We start from the raw sequence: 24,146 nt of genomic DNA on the forward strand, positions 1-24,146 counted from the left end.
GAGGGGGCGCCGACGACCGGTCGGCGCCCCCTCGTCGCGTGGCTCTCCTCGTCACTCGCCCCGAGGCACCCGGCGACCGGGGTGGCGTCAGCGCCGCCGGACGCCGAGGACACGTCCCGCGGCGGGGCGGGGGAATAGCTCCGGGACCGCGGCGATTGAAGCCGGAGGGGGTCGAGTCGGTGCACGCGGGGCGCCGCAAACGCGCGAAGGGAAGAGGCCATGGCGGGTGTCGGGATCCGGTACGTCGGAGGGCCCACGGCGCTGCTGGAGATCGGCGGGCTCCGTCTGCTCACCGACGCGACGTTCGACGGACCGGGGAGGTACCCGGTCGGTGCCCGGGCGCTGGTGAAGACCGCCGGGCCAGCCGTCGCGCCGGAGTCGCTCGGACCGGTCGACGCGGTGCTGCTGTCCCACGACCAGCACGCGGACAACCTCGACCACGCCGGGCGGGCCCTGCTGACCGGGGTTCCCGTGGTGCTGAGCACGCGCTCCGCCCAGGACCGGGTGGCCGGACCGGTGCGCGCCCTGCCGAACTGGGAGCACATCGACCTGCCGCGGCCGGACGGCGGCGTGCTGAGGGTCACCGGCGTGCCGGCGCAGCACGGCCCGGAAGGCAGTGAGGGGCTGGTCGGCGAGGTCACCGGCTTCGTGCTGTCCGGCAGTGGGGTGCCGACGGTGTACGTCAGCGGGGACAACGCGTCCCTGGACGTGGTGCGCGCCGTGGCCGAGAGGTTCGGCCCCTTCGACGTCGCCCTGCTCTTCGCCGGAGCCGCCCGCACCGAGCTGGTGCCGGACAGCACACTCACCCTGACCAGCGCCCAGGCGGCCGAGGCGGCCGCGATCCTGGGCGCCCGGCAGGTCGTTCCCCTGCACTTCGAGCAGTGGGAGCACTTCACGCAGGACGGCGACAGCGTGGAGGCGGAGTTCCGGGCCGCCGGTCTGGCGGACCGCCTGCACCGGCTGGAGCCGGGAGCCTCCGTTCGGCTGTGAAGCGCCGCGATCGGCCCGTCGGACCGGCGGAACACGCCGGGTGAGGCGCCCGACGCCACTACGATGGCGCGGTGTTGGTGAAGTGGATGCGCTGCGGGGTCGTGGATCGGCCGGGATTCGACCGGGGGCAACGCCGGTGGGCGGCGCTGCGGCAGCAGCCCGGGTTCCTCGGTCAGGGCGGGGGCTGGAGCCGTGCCCAGCCGGGGGTGGCGCACATATTCGGCTTCTGGGACGGCCGCGGCGCGTATGACGCCTTCATGGCCGGTCCGCACGACGGCGTCGCCGCCACGCAGCAGGGCACGTACGAGATGCTCGCCGTGCGCCTGTTCGAGCACCGGCTGGACGTGAAGGTCGGGTTCGAGCCGTTCTTCGCCGACACCGACCTGCTCAGGGTCGCGCTGTGCAAGGTGCGGCCGGAGCGTGTCGAGCACTTCACGCAGATGCAGGAACGGGTGTGGAACCCCGCCATGGCCGGATCACCCGGGATGCTGCGCGGGGCCTTCGGCCGGGGGGAGGCGGACGACTTCCTGGTGCTGTCGATGTGGGATTCGGCCACCGAGCACGGCAAGTACCGGGAAGGGGCCGTGGAGCGCCTGTCCGAGCGCGCCGGGCTGGACGCCGACGTGCTCTCCGTGGCCGGCGACGTGGTGGACGTGGTCCAGGAGTGGACGGTGTGAGCAGAGAGGGCACGAGCGGGAACGCCGCCCCCGGCCGGACCGGCCACGGTGCCCGGACCCGCCCCCGGCCCGCCGCGGGGGCCGGAAGGCGGCACGGCGCCGGGCGCAATAGGCTGGCCGGTATGGGACGCCCGCACCGCATCGTGCTCATCCGGCACGGAGAGTCCCAGGGCAACGAGGACGACACCATCTACGAGCGGGTGCCGGACCACGCCCTGGAGTTGACCGCCAACGGCCGCCGTCAGGCCGCCCGCGCGGGGGGCCGCCTGCGCGAGGTCTTCGGCGGGGAGCGGGTCCAGGCGTTCGTCTCCCCCTACCGCCGCACCTGGCACACCTACGAGGAACTCGGCCTGGACCCGGCGCTGGCCCAGGCCCGCGAGGAGCCCCGGCTGCGCGAGCAGGACTGGGGGAACTGGCAGGACCAGGAGGACATCCAGCGCCAGCGCAAGGCACGCGACGCGTACGGCCACTTCTTCTACCGCTTCGCGATGGGGGAGAGCGGCGCCGACGTCCACGACCGGGTGGGGGCGTTCCTCGAGACCCTCTACCGCGCCTTCGACAAGCCGGACTTCCCGCCGAACGTGCTGCTGGTCACGCACGGGCTGACGATGCGGCTGTTCTGCATGCGCTGGTTCCACTGGACGGTCGAGGAGTTCGAGACGCTGTCCAACCCGTCCAACGCCGAGACCCGGATGCTTCTGCTGCAACCCTCCGGCCGCTACATCCTGGACCGGCCGTTCGAGCGCTGGGGCACCCCGTGCCCGCCCGGCGGCGGCTTGCAGTGACCTCGGGGGCGGCTCGGCCCCCATTCCGGGCGCCCCACCCCCCCCCGCATCCCGCAGGTGACGGGTGCGCGGTCCGGTGGTGAGCCGACCCGTAGAACTCCCTGGGCGCCGATCGGGCGGATCAGTACGATGCGTCGGATGACTTCCGAGGTTCCGACACCATGACTTCCGATCCTGATTCCGCGCCGGGCCTGCCGGCCGGTCCGGTCCTGCCCTCCTCCCACGCCGTTCCCCGCTCCGGCGCCGTTCCCCGACCTCCTGGCGGCCACCGCTCCGCCGCCGGGCCCGATCCTGAGCCCGACCGTCGGCCCGGGGCTGGCCTCGACCGCGCCTCCGACCGGGTCCCAGCCTTTGACCAGGACGCCGACGCCGATCGGCTGTCGCGCGCCAGGGCCAGCCTGCGCGGCCTCGCCGTCGGCGACGCGCTCGGCTCGCAGTTCTTCGTCCCGGCCCACTACCCCGCACTCCAGAGCGGCGAACTTCCGCCCGGCCCGTGGGCGTGGACGGACGACACGGAGATGGCCTGCTCGGTTCTGGCGGTGCTCGCGGCCCACGGCCGGATCGACCAGGACGCGCTCGCGTGGTCCTTCGCGGAGCACCACGACTTCGACCGGGGCTACGGCCCCGCCGTCAACCGGATGCTGCGGCTGATCCGGCAGGAGGGCGGCGACTGGCGCGAACTGGCCGCCGGACTGTTCAACGGACAGGGCTCCTGGGGCAACGGGGCCGCGATGCGGATCGCCCCCCTGGGCGCCTGGTACGCCGGAGACCCCGAGCGGGCCGCCCACCAGGCCGAGATCTCCGCCCACACCACCCACCGGCACCAGGAGGCCGTCGCCGGGGCGAGGGCGGTCGCCGCCGCCACCGCACTGGTCGCCGGCCCCGCGGGCCCCGGGACCCCGGACGCGCTCCTGGGCGCGGTGCTCGACCTCGTGCCCCGCAGCGCGGTGCACGCGGGCATCCGCCGCGCCCGCGACATGCTGGACTACGACGACGTGGCGACCGTCGCGGCGGTACTCGGCTGCGGCCGCCACACCAGTGCCCAGGACACGGTGCCCTTCGCCCTGTGGGCCGCCGTACGCCACCTCGACGACTACGAGCAGGCGTTCTGGACCACCGCGCGCGCCGGCGGCGACGTGGACACCAACTGCGCCATCGTCGGCGGCGTCGTGGCCGCCCGCCCCGGTGGGGAGCCTCCCACCGCCTGGACGCGACGTACCGAACCGCTGCCGCAGTGGGCCGGTGTGTCCTGATCGCGACCGCGCTCCGCCTCCTCGCGCGGCCACCCGATCACCCCTCTATGGGCGGGCCGTTGCCGGGAGGTAGGCTGACAGCGTCATGCCGTACGTACCACCCACCCACACCGTCGAGCGTTCGATGCGCGCCACCCTCGGCGTCCGTACCGTCGCTGGTGTGGACGAGGTGGGGCGCGGCGCGTGGGCCGGACCGGTCACCGTGTGCGCGGCAGTCACCGGGCTGCGCCGGCCGCCCGAGGGGCTGACCGACTCCAAGCTCATCACCCCCAAGCGCCGGACGAAGCTGGCCGCTCTCCTCGCCGACTGGGTGACGTCCTACGCGCTCGGCCACGCGTCGCCCGAGGAGATCGACGCACTCGGCATGACCGCGGCGCTGCGGCTCGCGGCGGGACGCGCCCTGGAGGCGCTGCCCGAGCGGCCGGACGCGGTCATCCTGGACGGCAAGCACAACTACCTCGGCGGCCCGTGGAAGGTGCGGACCGTCATCAAGGGCGACCAGTCATGCGTCGCGGTGGCCGCCGCGTCGGTGATCGCCAAGGTGCGGCGTGACAGCGCGATGGCCGAACTCGGAGCGGAGCACGTTCCGTTCGCGTTCGCGGACAACGCGGGCTATCCGTCACCCGTGCACCGCGCGGCACTCGAGGAACTGGGCCCGACCGCCCACCACCGGCTGTCCTGGTCCTACCTGGACACCATGCCGCGGTGGCAGCACCTCAAGAAGGTGCGGGACGACGCCGACACAGGGGAACAACTCGGTTTCGATTTCTGATTCGGGCGCCACCCCCCGCTGCGCATTCACAGCGCGTTTGATAGACATCAACTCATGCCTCTCACCCCCGAGGAGCCTCAGATTCACGAGAGCGTCCCGGGTCCCCGCACTGCTCCGGCCGCCGGCCGGAATGCGTCGACCCCCCGTCCAGTCCCCGGCCCGCCGCGACCCGCGGCACCGCGCCCCACTCCGTCCAGGGAGTCCGCGGCCGCGGGTGTCGGTCCCGGCCGCCCCGGCCCCCACCGACCCGCCGGCAAGCCCGGACCGGTGACGCCGACCGCGCCGCCGGCCACCCTGCCCGCGCAGCGCTCGGCCAAGGGCGCGTCCGCCCAGATCCAGCTCATCCCCGCTCCGGAGGACGGCGCGGTCGACGCCGCCGACGAAACGGTTGACCTGCTGCTGGACACCGGCCGTGCCCCGGGAGAGATCCTGGTGCTGACCGCGGGCGAGCACCATCCGTGGGCCGCCCACGAACTGTCCTTCGGCGAGGCGTCCTACTGGGCCCAGTACGACGCCGCGGACGACGTGTTCTACGCCGACATCCGTGCCGGTCGTGCCACCGGCCGCCCTGTCGTGGTCGTCGCGCTCAACGGCGGCGACGACGAGGACATGTCGCGGGCGCTGGCGGACGCGCTGTCCCGTGCCGGTGTGCTGCTGATCGTCTGCGGCGACACGGCCCGGATCAACGGGTTGCTCGGCGCGAGCGCCTGACCTGCCACCCGACCGGGCCGCGGGCGCGAGCTCCCGGCGTCCCGCCGGCCTGGTCCCCGCCGTGGCGCCGCGGTGCCGCGGGCGCGGTCGACCGCGCCCGCCTGCCCGGTGCCGGGTCGACGCGTGGCTCAGCGCGCGGCTGCCTGGCGCCCGGCCAGCGGTGAGCCGCTCGGCAGCGGGGCGCGCGCCGGCGGGTCGGTACGTCGGCCGGTCACGGAACCGGCGTTGGGCGTGCGGCCGGCGCGGCTCTCGCCGATGACGTTCCAGCCGTCGTCGGTGAGGGTGACGTACGACCCGCAGCGCAGTCCGTGCAGTGTGCAGGCGTCGCGCAGTCCCCACATCCAGGCGCCGTCCTCCGCGGTCCAGTCCGGCCCGCCGTCCCGGCACACCATGAGCACCGCGACCCGTACCGGGTGGCGCAGCCGCAGGTCGTGCGGGATGACCCGGCGCAGGTGGGAGAGCAGGGAGTTGCGGCGTTCCCAGCCGTCGAGCACCCCGTCGCGACCGGTGAACGAGGCGCTGGCCCTGATCCGGCCGTCGGGGTCGTAGACCGCGACCACGGCGGTCGACGGCGTGGGCAGGTGTCTGGCGTGCAGGTCCTTGATGACATCGCGCGGGCTCGCCAGCATCGGCACTCCGCTGCCGGCCCACTCGGCCGGCTCCACGCTGCGCGACACCCGGGGAGAACCGGCGGTCGAGGTCTCAGGAACGAACCCGATGGTCACGGTCCTCCCTTCGCGGATGCACCCGTGGACCGGGCGCGGGCGCACGCCGGTCGAGGGGCTCGGAGAGCCGATGGGGGATCCACCGCCAATTCTTCCTCTCGTACTGCCCTGCGGCAACGGGCAATTGGCGGCAACGACCGGTATGGCAGCGTCCGCCGGATAGATCCCACCCGGCCGGTCGGCCGCTCGCGCACCGCCGGGACCAGCGGGAACGCGGCGGCCGTCGGGACCCGGCGGCCGGGCCGGACCCCGGTCGCGCACCGGTGCTTCCCGCCGCGCCCCCCTTGCGCCGCCTGCTTTCGCCTTCCGCCGTCGCCCTTCGCCGTCGCCTTTCGCCGCCGACGGTCCGGCCGCGGTGGACCCGCCGCGGCGGGGTGAGCGGATTGGGCCGATGACGGTGGGGTGCGGTTGCATGGGGGCATGAGCAACCAGGAGCTGCGTGCGGAAGCCGATCTGATCCTTGCCGAGCTGGTGGGAGGCGCGGAGGGCTCCGCACGGCTCCGGGAGGACCAGTGGCAGGCGGTGGCCGCCCTCGTGGAGGAGCGCCGGCGCGCGCTCGTGGTGCAGCGCACCGGTTGGGGCAAGTCCGCGGTGTACTTCGTCGCCACAGCCCTGCTGCGGCGGCGCGGCGCCGGTCCCACGGTGATCATCTCCCCGCTGCTCGCCCTCATGCGCAACCAGGTCGAGTCCGCCGCCCGCGCCGGCATCCGGGCACGGACGATCAACTCCGCCAACCCGGAGGAGTGGGAGACGATCTACGGGGAGGTGGAGCGGGGCGAGACGGACGTCCTGCTGGTCAGTCCCGAGCGGCTGAACTCGGTCGACTTCCGCGACCAGGTGCTGCCCGAGCTCGCGGCGACGACCGGCCTGCTGGTGGTCGACGAGGCGCACTGCATCTCCGACTGGGGCCATGACTTCCGCCCCGACTACCGGCGGCTGCGCGCGATGCTGGCCGAACTGCCCGCCGGGGTGCCGGTCCTGGCCACGACCGCGACCGCCAACGCGCGTGTGACCGCGGACGTGGCGGAGCAACTGGGCACCGGGGCCGGCGAGGCACTGGTGCTCAGGGGCACGCTCGAACGCGAGAGCCTGCGGTTGGGCGTGGTGCGGCTGCCCGACGCCGCCCACCGGCTCGCCTGGCTCGCGGAGCACCTGGACGAGCTGCCGGGCTCCGGGATCGTCTACACCCTCACCGTCGCCGCGGCCGAGGAGGCCACCGCGTTCCTGCGCCAGCGCGGCTTCGAGGTCGCGTCGTACACCGGGAAGACCGAGAACGCGGACCGCCTCCAGGCTGAGGTCGACCTGCAGGAGAACCGGGTCAAGGCCCTGGTCGCCACGTCGGCGCTCGGCATGGGGTACGACAAGCCGGACCTGGGCTTCGTGGTCCACCTGGGCTCGCCCTCCTCGCCGATCGCCTACTACCAGCAGGTCGGCCGTGCCGGACGCGGCGTGGCGCACGCCGACGTGCTGCTGCTGCCGGGCCGGGAGGACGAGGCGATCTGGCGCTACTTCGCCGACACCGCCTTCCCGGCGGAGGCGCAGGTCCGCCAGACGCTCGCCACCCTCGCCGAGGCGGGCCGGCCGCTGTCGGTGCCGGCCCTGGAGGCGGCGGTGGACCTCAGGCGCGGCCGCCTGGAGACGATGCTCAAGGTCCTGGACGTCGACGGCGCGGTCAAGCGGGTCAAGGGCGGCTGGACGGCCACCGGGGCCGAGTGGGTGTACGACGCCGAGCGCTACGCGTGGGTCGCCCGGCAGCGCGCGGCCGAGCAGCAGGCCATGCGCGACTACGTGGGCACCGACCGCTGCCGCATGGAGTTCCTGCGCCGGCAGTTGGACGACGAGGGCGCGGTGCCCTGCGGCCGCTGTGACAACTGCGCCGGCGCCTGGATCGACTCCTCCGTCTCGCAGGGCGCCCTGACGGGCGCCGAGAAGGAACTGGACCGCCCCGGGGTGGAGATCGAGCCGCGCCGGATGTGGCCCACCGGGATGGCCGCACTCGGCGTCGACCTCAAGGGCCGCATCCCGGCCCAGGAGCAGTGCTCGGCCGGGCGGGCGCTGGGGAGGCTGTCGGACATCGGCTGGGGCAACCGGCTACGGCCGCTGCTGGCCGAGGACGCGCCCGACGGCCCCGTGCCCGACGAGGTCCTGCGCGCCGCCGTGGCGGTCCTGGCCGACTGGGCGCGCGCGGACGGCGGATGGGCGACGGGCGCGCCGGACGCTCCCGGTCGGCCGGTCGGAGTCGTCGCCGTACCGTCCCTGACCCGCCCGCAGCTGGTCGGCTCGCTCGCCCAGGGGATCGCGTCCGTCGGCCGCATGCCCTTCCTGGGCAGCCTGGCCTACACCGGGGTGGACGGGGCGCACGCGGCGCGCCGCAGCAACTCCGCCCAGCGACTCAAGGCCCTGTCCGGCGCGTTCACCGTCACCGGCGAACTGGCGGGCGCGCTGGCCGCCTCGCCCGGACCGGTCCTGCTCGTGGACGACTCCACCGACTCCGGGTGGACCCTGGCGGTGGCCGCGCGGCTGCTGCGCCAGTCGGGGAGCGGGCCGGTCCTGCCCCTGGTCCTCGCCGCCGCGGGCTGAGCCCGGCAACGCCCGGGGCGGGGCGGTCGTCCACAGCCGAACGGGTGGTCCTCCGCGGGAGGCCCCGGCGATGCGTCATCGTCGAGCCATGACACAGAGCGACGAAATTCAGTACGGAAAGTCAGCGGACCGCCCGGCGGAGGTCAAGGTCACCCTGCGCGGTCCGGAGGACCTCGCGGACGCCTTGCCCTACCTGCTCGGCTTCCAGCCGACGGACAGCCTGGTCCTCGTGGCGCTGCACGGGGAGCACGGCCGCTTCGGCGGGAGGCTGCGGGTGGCGCTGCCCGAGAACCCGGAGGACTGGTCGATCGGCGCCGACCAGTTGGCGGAGTGCCTGGTGCGGAACAGCACCCGTCGCAGCGGCCACCCCGACGCGGTCGTCGTCTTCCTCTGCCAGGACCCCGCCGATGGCGAGCGGCCGTCGGACGTGATGGAGCGCCTGCGCCCGCTCGCCCAGCGTCTGCGGGTCGCGTGCGGAGACCTGGACGTGCCGGTGGTCGAGGCGCTGTGCGTGTCGGCCGGGCGCTGGTGGTCCTACTGCCTGCCGGAGTGCGAGCCAGCACCGGCCGAGGGCACCGCTCTGCCGCCGCCGGGCAGCAGCGCCGTGGCCGCCACCGCCGCGTACGCCGGGATGCCGGTCCCCGGCCTGCTGCGGGACATCGAGACGCGGTTGAGGCCGGCCGCGCGCGACGACCACCAGCAGGAGATCGCCCTCGACATCGCCTGCGCCGAGCTCCTGCCGCGGATGCTGGCCGACCACCGGGCCGAGGAGACCCGCCGCCGCACGCTCCGGCTGGCCCGCGCCGCCCTGGAGAGGTTCCGGGCCGCGCCGCGGCTCGACGACGCGACGCGGGCCGACGAGCAGGACGACGGGCTGCTCGGGGACGACGAGGCAGCCGCCCTGATCCTCGGCATCCAGGACAAGGCCACCCGTGACCGCGCCGCGGAGTGGGCGGAGCCGGGGCAGGCCGACGCGGCGGTGCGGCTGTGGCGCGCGCTGGCCCGGCGCTGCGTCGGGCCCTACCAGGAGCACGCGGTCACCCCGCTCACCCTCGCCGGGTGGGTCACGTGGTCGACGGGTGACGAGACCGAGGCGCGCGTCGCCCTGCGGATGGCCCTCGACCTGGATCCGGGCTACACCTTCGCCCGGTTGCTGCACACCTCGGTCAACGAGGGCCTGGACCCCGAGTTGCTGCGGCGCACCCTGCGCCAGGAGCGGCGCAAACGCGTGGTGGACCGGGCGGCGTCGCACCGCCGCGGGCCGGCCGGCCCCTCGGGCCGCGGCCCCGCCCACCGCGTGCCCAAGGGCCGCCATCCCCGGACCCGGCGGTGAACGGCGGGACGCCCGGCGCGGCGCGTCACGGGCGGGAAAGCAGCCGCGCGGGGGGCTGGGGAGGCCAATTGCCGCCACCTGATCGTCAAGAGAGTCGATCCGGCTGTTTATCGTCAGGGAGACGACTAGGATCGCGTCATGTCGCCCTACGACCCGTCGGCCTTCCCGCCCTTCGCTGTCACCGTCGACCTGGTGGTGCTCACGGTTCGGCATCACGCGCTGTGCGCTCTCTCGGTGCGCAGGGGCGAGTCCCCGTTCCAGGGTCGATGGGCGCTGCCCGGTGGTTTCGTCCGCGACGACGAGGACCTCTCGCAGGCGGCGGCCCGCGAGTTGGCCGAGGAGACGGGCCTGAGGGCGCAGAACGGGGCCCATCTGGAACAGCTCGCCACCTACGGCGATCCGCAGCGCGACCCGCGGATGAGGGTGGTCAGCGTCGCGCACCTCGTGCTCGCCCCGGACCTGCCGGCGCCTCGTGCCGGCGGCGACGCGCGCAGCGCCCGCTGGGCGTCGGTGGACACGCTGTTGACGGAGAGTGGCCAGGACCACGCGGGCGACGCGGCGCCGCTCGCGTTCGACCACGGGCGCATCCTCGCCGACGGGGTGGAGCGGGCCCGGTCGAAGATCGAGTACTCCTCGCTGGCCACGGCGTTCTGCCCGCCCGAGTTCACCGTCGGCGAGTTGCGCCGGGTCTACGAGGCGGTGTGGGGTGTGGCGCTCGATCCGCGCAACTTCCACCGGAAGGTGACCGGGACAGTCGGCTTCCTGGTGCCGACCGGTGGCACGACGACCCGTCAGGGCGGCCGCCCGGCACAGCTGTTCAGGGCCGGGGGTGCGGCACTGCTGAATCCGCCGATGCTCCGACCGGAGGTGTAGTTTCAGGGTTTTTGTCCGTTTTTCTGGCCGTTTCGGCGTTATGGTGCTGGGGTGATCCAGGCCATCGGACTGACCAGCTTGTCCCGCCGCAACACCCCGCCCGCCGTCGCCGACCTTTCCTTCGAGGTGCGCGAGGGCGAGGTGACCGGCATGCTCGGACCCGGCGGTTCGGGCAAGTCCACCGCGCTCCGGCTGCTGCTCGGGATGCAACCCGGCCGTGGCGTCACCCTCGTCGACGGCCGGCCCCTGCACGAACTGGCCCGCCCCACGGACGAGATCGGCGCAGTGCTCGGCGACGTCCCCGGGCACCCCCGCAGAAGCGCCCGCGGACACCTGCGCATGCTCTGCTCCGCCTACGGACTGCCGCTCTCGCGTGCCGACGAGGTCCTGGAGCTCGTCGGGTTGGACGCGGTGGCCGAGGAGCGGCTCGCCACGCACTCGCTGGCCATGGACCGCCGCCTGGGCGTCGCCGTGGCACTGCTCTCCCACCCGCGTGCGCTGATCCTGGACGACCCGGTCCACGAACTGCTGCCGCGCGAGGCCGCCTGGGTGCACGAACTGGCGCGCCGGCATGCCGCAGAGGGCGGGGCCGTGCTGCTCGCGGGCCGGGACGCCGGCGCGCTGGCCCGGACGTCCGACCGTGTCCTTGTCCTTGACGGCGGGCACCTGGTCGCCGACGAGGTCGCGGCACGGTTCGCCCGCAGCCGCCTGCGCCCCTGTGTGGCGGTGCGGTCGCCTTACGCCCAGCGGCTGGCGGAACTGCTCGGCGACGAAGGCGTCGAGGTGGTCAGCGCGAGCGGCAGCCGTATCGCCGTGTACGGCACGACGTCCGCGGCGGTGGGGGAGACCGCCTACCGCAACGGCATCCTGCTGCACGAACTGGCCGACACCTCGGCGGACCGGCTCGACCGGCGCGACCGGTGGAGGGACGACGCCGCCGAGCAGGGACAGGCCGCGGTGCCCCGCCAGCGGAGCGAGGTCCGGCGCCCACGGCGGGTCGGGCGCCGCCCCGGCCCGGTCCGCCCGGTCCGCTACGAGGTCCGCCGCGCGTTCGGCGTACGCACGCCCTGGCCCACCGTGTTCGCCGCACTGGCGTGCTCGGTGCTCGCCACCGTGCTGCTCGCCCGTACCGGCGTGGCGCACACCTCGGCGCTGCGCGCGCTGTCGGGCTGGGCTCCCGAACTGCCGCTGCCCGCCTCGGCGATCGGCGCCGGGCTGCTCGGCGCGCTGAGCTACGGCCAGGAGTTCCGCTACCCGGCCCTCGCCGCCGGCCACGGTCCCGAGCCGCGCAGCCTCCGGCTGCTCGTCGCCAAGCTCGTGGTCGGCGCGGTGGCCGCGGTGGCGTTGACCGCCGTGGCCACCGCGGTCGACGTCGGGGTGCTCGGGCTGCTCGTCGCCCGCGGCCGCGTACCCGACCCGTCGGCCCACCCCGTGGCCCTGGCGGGGAGCGCCGCGCTCGCCGTCGGGTGCTGCTGGGCCGGGGTGCTGGCCGCCGCGGTCTTCCGCACCACCGCGCTCGGCCTGTCCGCGGTGCTCGCGGTGCCGCTGCTGGCCGTACCGGCCGTCCGGGCGCTGCTCGGTGGGCCGCAGTTGAAGGAACTCGGCGACGCGGGTGAGGCGCTGTGGTCGGTGGTGTGCGGGGTGTCGCAGGGCGGGGGCGGAGGAGTGGGCAGGGCGCTGCGGATCGCCGGTCAACCCCTCTTCCTCGGTTTGGCGTTGCTGCTGGCCGTGCTCGTCGTGGCTTTCGCGGCAAGCGCGTTGCGGGGGCGGCGGCAAGAGCGGCGGTCAACTGGCGTGTCCGCCGGAGGAAGTGCGCCCCTGCCCGGCGACGAGGGGTGATTCCTCCAGGAAAAACGTCAATTATCAGGTGATGAGTGCTCACCCTTTCGTGTGCTTTTCAGCAAAGCCCTCAAGGCCGGGTTCGGCATCGCCGACAAAGGATGCGTGAGTACCCTTGCGCATTCCATGATGACCGCGGCCCGTTCAGCCGACTCCGGTGTCGCCGGTTCGGGCGAGCTCGATCGCTATCCGTACCCCGAAGCCCCCGGTGGCGACCGCCCCGGGCTCAACGCCTGGGAAGGGGTCGAGCCGGACATGGGCCGGGTCGGCCGCCGCGCCGGAGGCAGCCGTGGCCGTGGTCTGCACGGCCAACTCGTTCAGCAGCTCGGTCAGATGATCGTCTCGGGCGACCTGGGCGCCGATCGCCCGCTGGTCCCCGAGGAGATCGGCCAGCGCTTCGAGGTCTCCCGCACGGTGGTGCGCGAGTCGCTGCGCGTGCTCGAGGCCAAGGGACTGGTCAGTGCCCGGCCGAACGTCGGCACCCGGGTCCGCCCGGTCAGCGACTGGAACCTGCTGGACCCCGACATCATCGAGTGGCGCGCGTTCGGCCCGCACCGGGACGACCAGCGCCGCGAGTTGCTCGAACTGCGGTCGACGATCGAACCGGTCGCCGCCCGGCTCGCGGCCGGACACGGGCGGGAGGACGTCCAGCAGCGGCTCGCCGACATGGCGGAGATCATGGCCCATGCGAGCGCACAGGGCGACTCCCTCACCTTCTCCCGGGCCGACGCCGAGTTCCACACCCTCGTGCTCCAGGTCGCGGGCAACCGGATGCTGGAGCACCTGTCCGGCATCGTCTCGGCCGCCCTGCACGTGTCGGGCGGTCTGGCCACCGGCTGCGAGCGTCCGGGTGACACCTCCGTCGGGTTGCACCAGCGGATCGTCGAGGCGCTGGCGGAGGGTGACGGCGGGACCGCCGAGGCGGCCATGCGCGAACTGCTGGCCGCCCCGCCCGAGCCGGCACCGGCGCCCGCCGCCGACCACGTGGTCCCCGCGCCCCGCGAGAAGAACTGACCGCATCTGGTGCCGCCGCGGGCCCGGTCCGGGAGGTCGGCGGCGGCTCCACGTGTGCGAGATGTCCGACTCTGGTATGTATATGCGTGTTATGGGGTGTGACTCGGGCCACGTAAGCTTGGCGTAACGCTTGGCGAGGCAGTGCGATGACTTAAGAGGTGGCCGCCGCACACGCAATGTTCAACCGAATATTCGGCAGCAGGACTGACGCCGAGTCGCTGTGCGGTACCACTCAGTCGTTCCCATCGTTCCGAGAGGTTGTTCGTGTCGGCCAGCACATCCCGTACGCTCCCGTCCGAGATCGCCGAATCCGAGTCTCTGATGGCGCTCATCGAGCAGGGTAAGGCCCAGGGCCAGATCGCCGGCGACGATGTGCGTCGGGCGTTCGAAGCGGACCAGATTCCGGCAACCCAGTGGAAGAACGTTCTGCGCAGCCTCAACCAGGTCCTCGACGAGGAGGGTGTGACGCTGATGGTGACCGCCGCAGAGGCGCCCAAGCGCACCCGCAAGAGCGTCGCAGCCAAGAGTCCGGCGAAGCGTACTGCCACCAAGACGGTCGCCACCAAGACGGCGGCCCCTGTCAAGAAGACCGTTGCGCCCAAGGCCCCCGCCACGGAGGCGGTGACCGAGGCCGAGACCACGGTGGAGCCATCGGTGGAGGCGGAGAACCAAGGCAAGAAGGCGCCCGCGAAGAAGACCGCGGCGAAGAAGGCGGCTGCCAAGAAGGCCCCGGCGAAGAAGACGGCGGCGAAGAAGTCCGCCGCCGGTTCGGGTGACGAGGCCGCCGTCGAGACCGACGAGGCGCTCGAGGACGTCCCGCCCGGCAAGGCCGGCGAGGAGGACGCCGAGAAGACGGAGTCCGAGAGCTTCGTGCTCTCCGACGACGACGAGGACGACGCGCCCGCCCAGCAGGTCGCCGTCGCCGGCGCCACCGCCGACCCGGTCAAGGACTACCTGAAGCAGATCGGCAAGGTCCCGCTGCTCAACGCGGAGCAGGAGGTCGAGCTCGCCAAGCGGATCGAGGCCGGCCTCTTCGCCGAGGACAAGCTCGCGGCGGCCGACAAGCTCGCGCCCAAGCTCAAGCGCGAGCTGGAGATCATCGCCGAGGACGGCCGCTGGGCGAAGAACCACCTGCTGGAGGCCAACCTCCGCCTCGTGGTCTCGCTGGCCAAGCGCTACACCGGCCGCGGCATGCTCTTCCTCGACCTGATCCAGGAGGGGAACCTCGGCCTGATCCGGGCGGTCGAGAAGTTCGACTACACCAAGGGCTTCAAGTTCTCCACCTACGCCACCTGGTGGATTCGGCAGGCGATCACCCGCGCGATGGCCGACCAGGCCCGCACCATCCGTATCCCGGTGCACATGGTCGAGGTCATCAACAAGCTGGCGCGCGTCCAGCGCCAGATGCTCCAGGACCTGGGCCGCGAGCCCACCCCGGAGGAGCTGGCCAAGGAACTCGACATGACCCCCGAGAAGGTCATCGAGGTCCAGAAGTACGGCCGTGAGCCCATCTCGCTGCACACGCCGCTCGGCGAGGACGGCGACAGCGAGTTCGGCGACCTGATCGAGGACTCCGAGGCGGTCGTGCCGGCCGACGCGGTGAGCTTCACCCTCCTCCAGGAGCAGCTTCACTCCGTCCTGGACACCCTGTCGGAGCGCGAGGCGGGCGTGGTCTCCATGCGCTTCGGCCTCACCGACGGGCAGCCCAAGACGCTGGACGAGATCGGCAAGGTCTACGGGGTGACGCGCGAGCGCATCCGCCAGATCGAGTCGAAGACGATGTCCAAGCTGCGCCACCCCTCGCGCTCTCAGGTGTTGCGCGACTACCTCGACTGAGACGCCATCCGGCCGTGGGACCCGTCGTACTCGGCGGGCCCCACGGCCGACCGCTCTGCGGATGCGGCCTCCCGACCCCTCGATCACTCTGGGTGTGCAGAGTGTTCCACAGGGTCAGGAGGCCGTATGCGTTTCAGTGTCCGTACCGTCATCGCGGCGATAGTCGCGCTGCTGCCGGCTCTGGTGGTGCCTCTGGCGCTGCCGGCGACCCCGGCGGCGGCCCACGAGGTCGTCGTGGGCGGTGTCCCGACCACGACCCAGCAGGAGCCCTGGGTGGTGGCGCTGTCCAGCCGCTCGCGCTTCGGCAGCGACCGCTCCGGCCAGTTCTGCGGCGGTGTCGCCGTCGGCTCCCGCACCGTGGTCACCGCCGCGCACTGCTTCGGGCGGGAGGCCCTGGGGGTGTCGGACTGGCGGCAACTGCCGGATCTGCGCGTCATCGCGGACCGGACCGACCTGTCCGATGCGACGGGGGAGGAGCTGCGGCCGTCCGACGTGTGGGTGAACCCGGACTTCGACCAGACCACCAACGCCAACGACGTCGCGGTGATCACGTTGGCCGAGCCGCTGCCGAACGGCGCCGCCATCCCGATGGCGGATTCGTCCGACACGGATTCCTACCGCCCCGGCGCCCGGGCCGAGGTCTATGGCTGGGGCGACACCACCGGAAACAGTGACTACGCGAGCACGCTGCGTGCGGCGGATATCACGGTCCTGGCCGATTCGGCATGCCAGCAGGCGTACCCCGGCGGCAGCGTCGGCACCTACCAGCCCGCGTCGATGATGTGCGCGGGGGAGGAGCAGGGCGGGCGGGACGCCTGCCAGGGCGACAGCGGCGGTCCGCTGGTGGTCGCCGGCCGGCTGGTGGGTCTGGTGTCCTGGGGCAACGGCTGCGCGCTGGCGGACTACCCCGGGGTCTACACGCGGGTCTCCGCGATGGAGGCGCTGATCGCCCGGCACATGTGACCTGGTCGCGCGGACGGCGCGCGACGGACACGCGAAGGCGCTGCGCCGACACGGGCGCAGCGCGGGGGCGCCCACAGGTCGGGTACCTGCGGGCGGGCGGTCCGGTGAATGTGCGGAAGGGGGGCCGGGCGGACCGGTGAGCGAAAAATCCCGCGGGCGGACACCCCCTGAAGGGGTCCGTCCGCCCGCGGCTCCGAACTCGTCGCTGGTGCGAGGGCTCAGCGCTCGTCGTCTCCCGTCGACGCCGGGGTCTCGGTCAGCCGACCGGTCTCGTCCTGTATCTCGGCTGCGATCTTCTTCAGTTCGGGCTCGAACTTGCGGCCGTGGTGCGCGCAGAAGAGCAGCTCTCCGCCGCTGATGAGTACGACGCGCAGGTAGGCCTGAGCGCCGCAACGGTCGCAGCGGTCGCCCGCTGTCAGCGGACTCGCGGGGGTCAGAACAGTAGTCACGTCGCCTCTTCTCTAGCTCGACGAGCTGTCGTACCAGGGTCAACATCCAACCAGGCCGAAAACGTTCCCGCTGACGGCATTTTCTCGGAACCGTCCTCGGTGTGACCGGGTGTTACCGATTGGCGGCGAATAGGAGTCATTTGCGTCTGATGTCGGGTGTGGAGCTCTTGTCCGGGTCGCCCCCCCGGCTGGCAACCGGGTTGTTGGAGAGGACGTGCCCGGAGCCTAAATGGTTCATGCCTCTTTGGGAACGTGACATGTGTATCACTCGTGCGGGTTATCGAACGCACGATCGATGACGACTACGATGGATCATCCGGATAACGGGTCGCGGCAGTGTCCGCCTGCCCCGCATCGGTACCCTCTCACCGACACGGCTGAATATCTTGACCGAGGAGCTGCCCGCGTGACCGCCGAAACCTCCGTGCCGCCCGCCTCGATGCTGACGGGCGCAGATCGTGACGGTTCCAACTACACCGCGCGGCATCTCCTCGTCCTCGAAGGACTCGAGGCCGTCCGCAAGCGGCCCGGTATGTACATCGGCTCGACCGACAGCCGCGGCCTCATGCACTGCATCTGGGAGATCATCGACAACGCCGTGGACGAGGCCCTGGCGGGCCACGGCGACCGGATCGAGGTCGTGCTCGGCTCCGACGGCTCCATCGAGGTCCGCGACAACGGCCGCGGCATCCCGGTGGACGTCGAACCGAAGACCGGCCTGTCCGGCGTCGAGGTCGTCATGACCAAGCTGCACGCCGGCGGCAAGTTCGGCGGCGGCTCGTACGCCGCCTCCGGCGGTCTGCACGGCGTCGGCGCCTCGGTGGTCAACGCGCTGTCCTCGCGCCTGGACGTCGAGGTCGACCGCGGCGGGCACACCCACGCCATCAGCTTCCGACGGGGTGTCCCCGGCATTTTCACCGAGTCCGGCCCCGACGCCCCCTTCGAGCCGGCCAGCGGCGTGACCCGTGCCAAGAAGGTGCCCCGCACCCGCACCGGCACCCGGGTGCGGTACTGGGCGGACCGGCAGATCTTCCTGAAGGACGCCAAGCTCTCCCTGGACACCCTCCACCAGCGGGCCCGGCAGACCGCCTTCCTCGTCCCCGGCCTCACCATCGTGGTGCGCGACGAGCGCGGCATCGAGGAGGACAAGCCGGTCGAGGACGTCTTCCACTTCGACGGCGGGATCAGCGAGTTCTGCGAGTACCTCGCCCCCGACAAGCCGATCAGCGACGTGCAGCGGCTGACCGGCAGCGGCACCTTCAAGGAGACCGTCCCGGTACTCGACGACCGCGGCCACATGACGCCCACCGAGGTCACCCGTGAACTCGGTGTCGACATCGCGCTGCGCTGGGGCACGGGATACGACACCACCCTCCGGTCGTTCGTCAACATCATCGCGACGCCCAAGGGCGGCACCCACGTGACCGGCTTCGAGCGGTCGGTCGCCAAGACGGTCAACGAGGTGCTGCGCGCGACCAAACTGCTGCGCGTCGCCGAGGACGACATCGTCAAGGACGACGCGATGGAGGGCCTCACGGCGGTGGTCACCGTCCGGCTGGCCGAGCCGCAGTTCGAGGGCCAGACCAAGGAGGTGCTGGGCACCTCGGCGGCGAACCGCATCGTGGCCGCCGTCGTGGCCAAGGAGCTCAAGGAGTTCCTGACCTCCACCCGGCGCGACACCAAGGGCCAGGCCCGGGCCGTGCTGGAGAAGGCCGTCGCCGCCGCGCGGACCCGCATCGCCGCCCGGCAGCACAAGGAGGCGCAGCGGAGGAAGACCGCGCTGGAGACCTCCTCGCTGCCGGCGAAGCTCGCCGACTGCCGCAGCGACAACGTCGAGCGCAGCGAACTGTTCATCGTCGAGGGCGACTCGGCGCTCGGCACCGCCAAGCTGGCGCGCAACTCCGAGTTCCAGGCGCTGCTGCCGATCCGCGGCAAGATCCTGAACGTGCAGAAGTCCTCCGTCTCCGACATGCTCAAGAACGCCGAGTGCGGCGCGATCATCCAGGTGATAGGAGCCGGCTCCGGGCGCACCTTCGACATCGACCAGGCGCGCTACGGCAAGGTGATCTTCCTGGCCGACGCCGATGTCGACGGCGCCCACATCCGCTGCCTCCTGCTCACCCTCTTCCAGCGCTACATGCGCGCCATGGTCGAGGAGGGCCGGGTCTTCTCCGCCGTCCCGCCGCTGCACCGGATCGAGCTGGTCCAGCCCAGGAAGGGCCAGGACAAGTACCTCTACACCTACTCCGACGCCGAGCTGCGGCAGACCCTCCAGGACCTCAACCGGCGCAACGTCCGCTACAAGGACAGCATCCAGCGCTACAAGGGCCTCGGCGAGATGGACGCCAACCAGTTGGCCGAGACGACGATGGACCCGCGCCACCGTACCCTGCGCCGGATCAACATCAGCGACCTCGAAGCCGCGGAGCAGGCGTTCGACCTGCTGATGGGCAACGAGGTGGCGCCCCGCAAGGAGTTCATCTCCAGCTCCGCCTCCACCCTGGACCGCGCGCGGATCGACGTCTGACCGCAGGCTGTCTCCACCTGGCGAAAACGCTCTCCACCCCCGGGTGGAGAGCGTTTTTCAACCCCTGGCTTGATCCGCTGACCAGCGGTTCTCCGTAGATTCGAGGACGTAGCCCATCGTCGAATCTTTTCGGAGGCAACTGCCATGTCCGGTCTGGTCAACGCGCTGGTGATCGCCGCGGTCGTCGCGCTGGTGCTCGCCCGCCAGCTTCGGCCGCGCGTGGTGGCCGGCGGCCGGTGGTGGCTGCTCCCCGTCGTGCTGATCGCGCTGACGGTCCGGGACGGCGGCGGCCTGATCGACGGACAGCACCAGGACGCCTCGGTGGCACTGCTGTCCGCGGAACTTGCGGTCGGCGCAGCGATGGGCGTCGTCTGGGCGACGACCACGCGGATGTGGAGGGAGTCCGACGGCCGGGTGATGGCGAAGGGCACCAAAGCCACCCTCGCGGTGTGGTTGCTCGGCATAGCCGTCCGCGGAGGGCTGTACGCGGTCGCGGCCGCGGCGAGCGTGCACCAGAGTTCGTCCTCGGTGATGCTCGCGGTCGCCGTGACCCTGCTGATACGCAGCGGCGTGCTCCTCTGGCGAGCTCAGGGCCTGGCGCCGTCGTACCGTGCGGTCTCATGAACACCTGGACCTCATGGCCCTCACGGGAGGCCCTGTCCCGCGAGATGAGGCCGCGGGCCAGGCGCCGGGTCGGGCGGGGCATCCGGCTGGCGCTCACGGGCGCGGCGCTGTGGGGCATCATCGCCAAGGGAGAGCTGCGCCCGTGGGCGTCAGCGGGCGCGTGCCTCGGAGTGCTGGTGTTGTACGGGGTGCTGTGGTGCTACTTCCGGACCACTTTGCGGCACCGGTTGGGGCCGGCGCTCGGCATGGTCGCGCTGCTGGTCGCGGGGGGCGCCCTCGCGGTCGGAGCGGATGCCCCGTTCGCCGCGGTGATGCTGTGGTGCGGGTGCGCGGTACTCGCGCTGGAGCGGCTGCCGATGACGGTGGGCCTGCCGGTGGCGGTGGTCGCGCTGACCTTGTTCGTGCTGTTCGCCAGGTCCGACAGCTGGCTGGTGACGTTGCTGACCGCACTCGGGGTCTGCCTCGCGGGATACACCGTGCGGCTGGACGCGGAGGCGCGAGGGAACACCCATCGGCTGCTGGCGCAGGAGCGGGCCGCGCGGAAGGCCGAGGCGGAGACGGCCGCGCTCGCCGAGCGGGCCAGGATCGCCCGGGAGATCCACGACGTGCTGGCGCACAGCCTGTCCGCGCAGACCGTCCACCTGGAAGCGGCCCGGCTGCTGGTCGAGCGGGGCGCGGAGCGGGAGTTGGTGCTGGAGCGGGTGGTGGCGGCCCGGCGGATGGCCCGGGAGGGTCTGGCCGAGACACGGCAGGCACTGTCCGCGCTGCGCGGCGACATGACGGCGGTGGAGGACTTCCTGCGGGAGTTGGTGGCGTCGCAGGGGGCGCGGCTGGAGGTCGACGGGGAGCCCCGGCGGCTGCCGGCCGAGGCGGGACTCGCGGTGCGCCGGGTCGCACAGGAGGCGATGACGAACGTCCGGAAGCACGCCCCCGGGGCGGACGTCGTGCTTCGCCTGGAGTACCGGCCCGATGAGGTCGAGTTGGAGTTCCGCGACTTCGGGGGCAGATCGCCTGTGGACAACTCTCTGGGGGTGTCCGGATCGGGCTACGGTCTTCGAGGGATGAGAGAGCGCGCCGAACTGCTGGGAGGCGCGTTGGACGCCGGACCGGCAGAGGAGGGCTTCGTGGTGCGCTTGCGGGTGCCCGCATGACAAGGGTGGTGGTCGCGGACGACCAGACGGTCGTGCGCGAAGGGATCGTGATGCTGTTGGGGCTGCTGCCGGGGATCGAGGTGGTGGGAGCGGCCGGTGACGGCGAGGAGGCGGTGCGGCTGGTGGCGGAGCAGCATCCGGAGGTGGTGCTGATGGACCTGCGGATGCCCCGGTGCGACGGGGTCGAGGCGACCCGGCGGATCCGGGCCGGGTATCCGGGCACACCGGTGGTGGTGCTGACCACGTTCGCGGACGACGACTCGTTGTTCCCGGCGCTGCGGGCCGGTGCGCGGGGCTATCTGACGAAGGACGCGGGCGGGGAGGAGATCGCGCGGGCCATCGCCGATGTGACGGCAGGACGGGCGGGATTGTCGTCGTCGGTGCAGGGCCGGGTGCTGGATGTGCTCGCGCGAGGTGAGCCGCGGGTGGCACCGTTGAGACGTGAGGGAGAGGAGTTGCCCGACGGGCTGACGATACGGGAGGCGGAGGTGTTGGTACTGGTGGCCGAGGGCCTGTCCAACGCGGAGATCACCGAGCGGTTGCACGTCAGCAGGGCCACCGTGAAGACGCACATCAACAACCTGTTTGCCAAGACCGGGGCACGCGATCGGGCTCAGGCCGTGGGATACGCCTACCGGCACGGGATCACCTGATGGTGTGAAGGTTTCGGCATGTTGGGCCTGGATCTTCCCGCTCTGCCCATGATTGGCCGCACGACCGACCGGTCGGCTGATCGAGGAGAGTTCGGTGGACGAGCACGGCGGGGGAGACCCGGGGACGCTGGGGGTGGACAGCCCGTGGCGACAGGCCGCGGTGGCACGGCAGTGGGCGCCGGAGCCGGATACCGCAACGGGTTCGGGCGAGGTCAGAGAGCAGGTGGCGGAACCGGCGGCGCCACCGCGGGCGCGCCGTGGGGATGAAGCGGCCGCCCGAGCGGCGGTCTACGTGGAGGTCCAGCACAGCGCGGCGTTCGCTCAGGTGCGGGACAGCTACCGGGGGTTCGCGTTCCCGGCGGTGGCGGCGTTCGTCACCTGGTACCTGGTCTACGTGGTGGCGGCGACCACCGCGCCGGGCCTGATGGCCCGACGGGTGGCGGGCGAGCTGAACGTGGCGATGGTCGCGGGCCTGGCGCAGTTCGCGACGACCTTCCTCCTGACGTGGGCGTATGCGCGGCACGCGCGGCTGCGGCGGGACCGGGCGGCGCTTGACCTTCGGTGGACGCTGGCCACCAGGACCGGGCAGGAGCGGGTGCGGTGACAGGGCAGTTGACGGGTCGGCTGGCGGGGCAGCGGACGGACGTGGCGTACCTGGCGGACACGACGGGAGATCACCAGGGACTGGCGATCGTCCTGTTCACGGTGTTCGTGTCGGTGACGCTGGCGATCACGGCGTGGGCGGGGCGGCGGCGCAGTTCGTCGGTCGAGTTCTTCGCCGGCGGGCGGCTGTTCACCCCGGTGGAGAACGGCTTCGCGATCGCCGGGGACTACATGTCGGCGGCGTCGTTCCTCGGGATCTCCGGGCTGATCGCGCTGTTCGGGTACGACGGGCTGCTGTACTCGGTCGGGTTCTTCGTGGCGTGGCTGGTCGTGCTGATGCTCGTCGCCGAACTGGTGCGGAACGTCGGGCGGTACACGCTGGCCGACGTGTTGTCCGCCCGGTTGCGGCACCGCCCGGTGCGGATCGCGGCGGGGACGGCGTCGGTGACGGTGTCGATCCTCTACCTGGTGGCGCAGATGGTCGGTGCGGGCAGCCTGGTCGGTCTGCTGCTCGGCGGCACCGGCACGGCCAGGACCTGGACGGTGATCGGGGTCGGCGCGCTGATGGTGACCTACGTGTCGTTCGGCGGGATGCGGGCGACCACCTGGATCCAGATCGTCAAGACCGTGCTGCTGATGGGGGGCACGGTGGCGCTCACGGTGATGGTGCTGGTGAAGTTCCACGGCAACGTGAACGGGCTGCTGCGCTCTGCGGTGACCGGGAGCGGGCAGGGCGACGCGTTCCTGGCGCCGGGGCTGAAATACGGGGTCAGCGGGACATCGAGGCTGGACTTCATCAGTCTGGGCCTGGCCCTGGTGCTGGGCACGGCCGGGCTGCCGCACATCCTCTCGCGCTTCTACACGGTGCCGACGGCGCGTTCGGCGCGGCGCTCGGTGGTGTGGGCGATCGGGCTGATCGGTGCGTTCTACCTGATGACGATCGTGCTGGGCTTCGGTGCCGCGGCGATGGTCGGTTCGGACACGGTGCGGACGTCCAACGAGGCGGGCAACACCGCGGTGCCGCTGCTCGCGGAGGCGCTGGGCGGCGGATCGGGCACGACCGGCGGCGCGGTGCTGTTCGCGGTGGTGGGGTCGGTGGCGTTCGCGACGATCCTGGCGGTGGTGGCGGGCATCACCCTCGCGTCGTCGGCGTCGGTGGCGCACGACCTGTACGCGACGGTGCGGCGGGTGCCGCGCCACGCGGCCAGGGGCGACGCCGGCAACCCCGGCGGCCACATGGAGGAGGACGAGGTGCGGGTGGCGCGGTTCTCCGCGGTCGGGATCGGCGCGGTGGCGATCGCGTTGAGCCTGCTGGCGCAGGACCAGAACATCGCGTTCCTGGTGGGGCTGGCGTTCGCGGTGGCGGCGTCGGCGAACCTGCCCTCGTTGCTCTACTCGCTGTTCTGGCACCGCTTCACCACCAAGGGTGCCGTGTGGTCGATCTACGGCGGGCTCGTCCCCGCGCTGACCCTGGTGGTGCTCTCACCGGTGACGTCCGGGCGGGCCGACTCGCTCTTCCCGGGGGTGGACTTCCACCTCTTCCCGCTGGAGAACCCGGGGCTGGTCTCGATCCCGCTCGGCTTCTTCGCCGGCTGGTTGGGCACGGTGCTCACCAAGGAGCCGGCGGACGAGGCCGCGTTCGCGGAGACCGAGGTGCGGTCGCTGACGGGAGCCGGCGCCGTGTAGCGGGCCGGATCGCCCCCGTACTGTCTACCGGGGCCGGGGGTGCGGCTCCACCCGGGCGACGGGCCGGCGCCAGTCGCCCGACCCGAGCCCGCCCTACCCGAG

The 24,146-nt window shown here is 72.5% G+C and carries 21 protein-coding genes; 19 read left to right on the forward strand and 2 right to left on the reverse strand.

The genetic code is table 11. From position 1 onward, the window contains the following. Window positions 1–219: 219 nt before the first annotated feature. The 6 genes from RVR_RS27970 to RVR_RS27995 all read left to right on the forward strand — a co-directional run bounded on the left by RVR_RS27970 (window position 220) and on the right by RVR_RS27995 (window position 5,188). Complete coding sequence (locus RVR_RS27970) at window positions 220–990, forward strand: MBL fold metallo-hydrolase (protein ID WP_202236655.1); 771 nt, start codon at window positions 220–222, stop codon at window positions 988–990. Window positions 991–1,061: 71 nt separating this feature from the next. After that, a complete protein-coding gene (locus RVR_RS27975; protein WP_202236656.1) occupies window positions 1,062–1,667 on the forward strand; it encodes a YdbC family protein in 606 nt (201 codons plus the stop codon). Window positions 1,668–1,789: 122 nt separating this feature from the next. Further along, on the forward strand, window positions 1,790–2,452 hold the full coding sequence (locus tag RVR_RS27980; RefSeq protein WP_202236657.1) for a phosphoglycerate mutase family protein: 663 nt from the start codon (window positions 1,790–1,792) through the stop codon (window positions 2,450–2,452). 161 nt (window positions 2,453–2,613) lie between these two features. Continuing rightward, entirely contained in the window at window positions 2,614–3,705 is a 1,092-nt protein-coding gene (locus RVR_RS27985) for an ADP-ribosylglycohydrolase family protein (RefSeq protein WP_346731481.1), read from the forward strand. A gap of 85 nt (window positions 3,706–3,790) precedes the next feature. After that, the gene (gene rnhB, locus RVR_RS27990; protein WP_202236658.1) at window positions 3,791–4,477 is read left to right on the forward strand and encodes a ribonuclease HII; all 687 of its coding nucleotides are present in this window, start codon (window positions 3,791–3,793) and stop codon (window positions 4,475–4,477) included. Between the two features lie 54 nt (window positions 4,478–4,531). Continuing rightward, window positions 4,532–5,188, forward strand: a complete 657-nt coding sequence (locus RVR_RS27995) for a hypothetical protein (RefSeq protein ID WP_202236660.1) — start codon at window positions 4,532–4,534, stop codon at window positions 5,186–5,188. A 128-nt stretch (window positions 5,189–5,316) separates the two neighbouring features. On the opposite strand, the gene RVR_RS28000 is transcribed toward RVR_RS27995, so the two are convergent. Further along, a complete protein-coding gene (locus RVR_RS28000) occupies window positions 5,317–5,913 on the reverse strand; it encodes a hypothetical protein (RefSeq protein ID WP_202236662.1) in 597 nt (198 codons plus the stop codon). Window positions 5,914–6,333: 420 nt separating this feature from the next. On the opposite strand from RVR_RS28000, the gene RVR_RS28005 reads away from it, so the two are divergent. The 7 genes from RVR_RS28005 (at window position 6,334) to RVR_RS28035 (ending at window position 16,351) form a co-directional block, all read left to right on the forward strand. Then, on the forward strand, window positions 6,334–8,493 hold the full coding sequence (locus tag RVR_RS28005) for a RecQ family ATP-dependent DNA helicase (RefSeq protein WP_202236663.1): 2,160 nt from the start codon (window positions 6,334–6,336) through the stop codon (window positions 8,491–8,493). Window positions 8,494–8,581: 88 nt separating this feature from the next. After that, on the forward strand, window positions 8,582–9,826 hold the full coding sequence (locus RVR_RS28010) for a DUF4192 domain-containing protein (protein ID WP_202236664.1): 1,245 nt from the start codon (window positions 8,582–8,584) through the stop codon (window positions 9,824–9,826). 138 nt (window positions 9,827–9,964) lie between these two features. Next, window positions 9,965–10,699, forward strand: a complete 735-nt coding sequence (locus tag RVR_RS28015; protein WP_202236665.1) for an NUDIX hydrolase — start codon at window positions 9,965–9,967, stop codon at window positions 10,697–10,699. 51 nt (window positions 10,700–10,750) lie between these two features. Further along, the gene (locus RVR_RS28020) at window positions 10,751–12,538 is read left to right on the forward strand and encodes an ATP-binding cassette domain-containing protein (protein ID WP_202236667.1); all 1,788 of its coding nucleotides are present in this window, start codon (window positions 10,751–10,753) and stop codon (window positions 12,536–12,538) included. A gap of 105 nt (window positions 12,539–12,643) precedes the next feature. Then, the gene (locus RVR_RS28025; RefSeq protein ID WP_202236668.1) at window positions 12,644–13,552 is read left to right on the forward strand and encodes a FadR/GntR family transcriptional regulator; all 909 of its coding nucleotides are present in this window, start codon (window positions 12,644–12,646) and stop codon (window positions 13,550–13,552) included. 264 nt (window positions 13,553–13,816) lie between these two features. Further along, window positions 13,817–15,388: an RNA polymerase sigma factor gene (locus RVR_RS28030; RefSeq protein ID WP_202236669.1), complete on the forward strand. Its 1,572-nt coding sequence runs from the start codon at window positions 13,817–13,819 to the stop codon at window positions 15,386–15,388. Window positions 15,389–15,514: 126 nt separating this feature from the next. Continuing rightward, entirely contained in the window at window positions 15,515–16,351 is an 837-nt protein-coding gene (locus RVR_RS28035; RefSeq protein WP_202236670.1) for a S1 family peptidase, read from the forward strand. A 218-nt stretch (window positions 16,352–16,569) separates the two neighbouring features. On the opposite strand, the gene RVR_RS28040 is transcribed toward RVR_RS28035, so the two are convergent. Continuing rightward, entirely contained in the window at window positions 16,570–16,800 is a 231-nt protein-coding gene (locus RVR_RS28040) for a DUF7455 domain-containing protein (RefSeq protein ID WP_202236671.1), read from the reverse strand. 406 nt (window positions 16,801–17,206) lie between these two features. Between RVR_RS28040 and RVR_RS28045 the strand changes: the two genes are divergently transcribed. From RVR_RS28045 to RVR_RS28070, 6 genes are all read left to right on the forward strand, one after another. Continuing rightward, window positions 17,207–19,327: a DNA gyrase/topoisomerase IV subunit B gene (locus RVR_RS28045; RefSeq protein WP_202236672.1), complete on the forward strand. Its 2,121-nt coding sequence runs from the start codon at window positions 17,207–17,209 to the stop codon at window positions 19,325–19,327. A 144-nt stretch (window positions 19,328–19,471) separates the two neighbouring features. Beyond that, window positions 19,472–19,951, forward strand: a complete 480-nt coding sequence (locus RVR_RS28050; protein WP_202236673.1) for a DUF1453 family protein — start codon at window positions 19,472–19,474, stop codon at window positions 19,949–19,951. Next, window positions 19,948–21,102, forward strand: a complete 1,155-nt coding sequence (locus tag RVR_RS28055; protein WP_202236674.1) for a sensor histidine kinase — start codon at window positions 19,948–19,950, stop codon at window positions 21,100–21,102. The genes RVR_RS28050 and RVR_RS28055 overlap by 4 nt, the downstream gene beginning before the upstream one ends. After that, window positions 21,099–21,755, forward strand: a complete 657-nt coding sequence (locus RVR_RS28060) for a response regulator transcription factor (protein WP_202236676.1) — start codon at window positions 21,099–21,101, stop codon at window positions 21,753–21,755. The genes RVR_RS28055 and RVR_RS28060 overlap by 4 nt, the downstream gene beginning before the upstream one ends. Before the next feature lie 94 nt (window positions 21,756–21,849). After that, window positions 21,850–22,359 (forward strand): DUF485 domain-containing protein, encoded by a 510-nt coding sequence (locus RVR_RS28065; protein WP_346731482.1) that lies wholly within the window; start codon window positions 21,850–21,852, stop codon window positions 22,357–22,359. Window positions 22,360–22,400: 41 nt separating this feature from the next. Then, complete coding sequence (locus RVR_RS28070) at window positions 22,401–24,044, forward strand: solute symporter family protein (protein WP_237405425.1); 1,644 nt, start codon at window positions 22,401–22,403, stop codon at window positions 24,042–24,044. Window positions 24,045–24,146: the final 102 nt, after the last annotated feature.

The organism is Streptomyces sp. SN-593 (assembly GCF_016756395.1).
In the GTDB taxonomy this organism is placed as follows: domain Bacteria; phylum Actinomycetota; class Actinomycetes; order Streptomycetales; family Streptomycetaceae; genus Actinacidiphila; species Actinacidiphila reveromycinica.

Coding starts and splice junctions, on each gene's coding strand:
- RVR_RS27970 (WP_202236655.1), top strand. CDS start 220: ATGGCGGGTGTCGGGATCCGGTACGTCGGAGGGCCCACGGCGCTGCTG.
- RVR_RS27980 (WP_202236657.1), top strand. CDS start 1,790: ATGGGACGCCCGCACCGCATCGTGCTCATCCGGCACGGAGAGTCCCAG.
- RVR_RS27985 (WP_346731481.1), top strand. CDS start 2,614: ATGACTTCCGATCCTGATTCCGCGCCGGGCCTGCCGGCCGGTCCGGTC.
- rnhB (WP_202236658.1), top strand. CDS start 3,791: ATGCCGTACGTACCACCCACCCACACCGTCGAGCGTTCGATGCGCGCC.
- RVR_RS27995 (WP_202236660.1), top strand. CDS start 4,532: ATGCCTCTCACCCCCGAGGAGCCTCAGATTCACGAGAGCGTCCCGGGT.
- RVR_RS28005 (WP_202236663.1), top strand. CDS start 6,334: ATGAGCAACCAGGAGCTGCGTGCGGAAGCCGATCTGATCCTTGCCGAG.
- RVR_RS28010 (WP_202236664.1), top strand. CDS start 8,582: ATGACACAGAGCGACGAAATTCAGTACGGAAAGTCAGCGGACCGCCCG.
- RVR_RS28015 (WP_202236665.1), top strand. CDS start 9,965: ATGTCGCCCTACGACCCGTCGGCCTTCCCGCCCTTCGCTGTCACCGTC.
- RVR_RS28035 (WP_202236670.1), top strand. CDS start 15,515: ATGCGTTTCAGTGTCCGTACCGTCATCGCGGCGATAGTCGCGCTGCTG.
- RVR_RS28050 (WP_202236673.1), top strand. CDS start 19,472: ATGTCCGGTCTGGTCAACGCGCTGGTGATCGCCGCGGTCGTCGCGCTG.
- RVR_RS28055 (WP_202236674.1), top strand. CDS start 19,948: ATGAACACCTGGACCTCATGGCCCTCACGGGAGGCCCTGTCCCGCGAG.
- RVR_RS28060 (WP_202236676.1), top strand. CDS start 21,099: ATGACAAGGGTGGTGGTCGCGGACGACCAGACGGTCGTGCGCGAAGGG.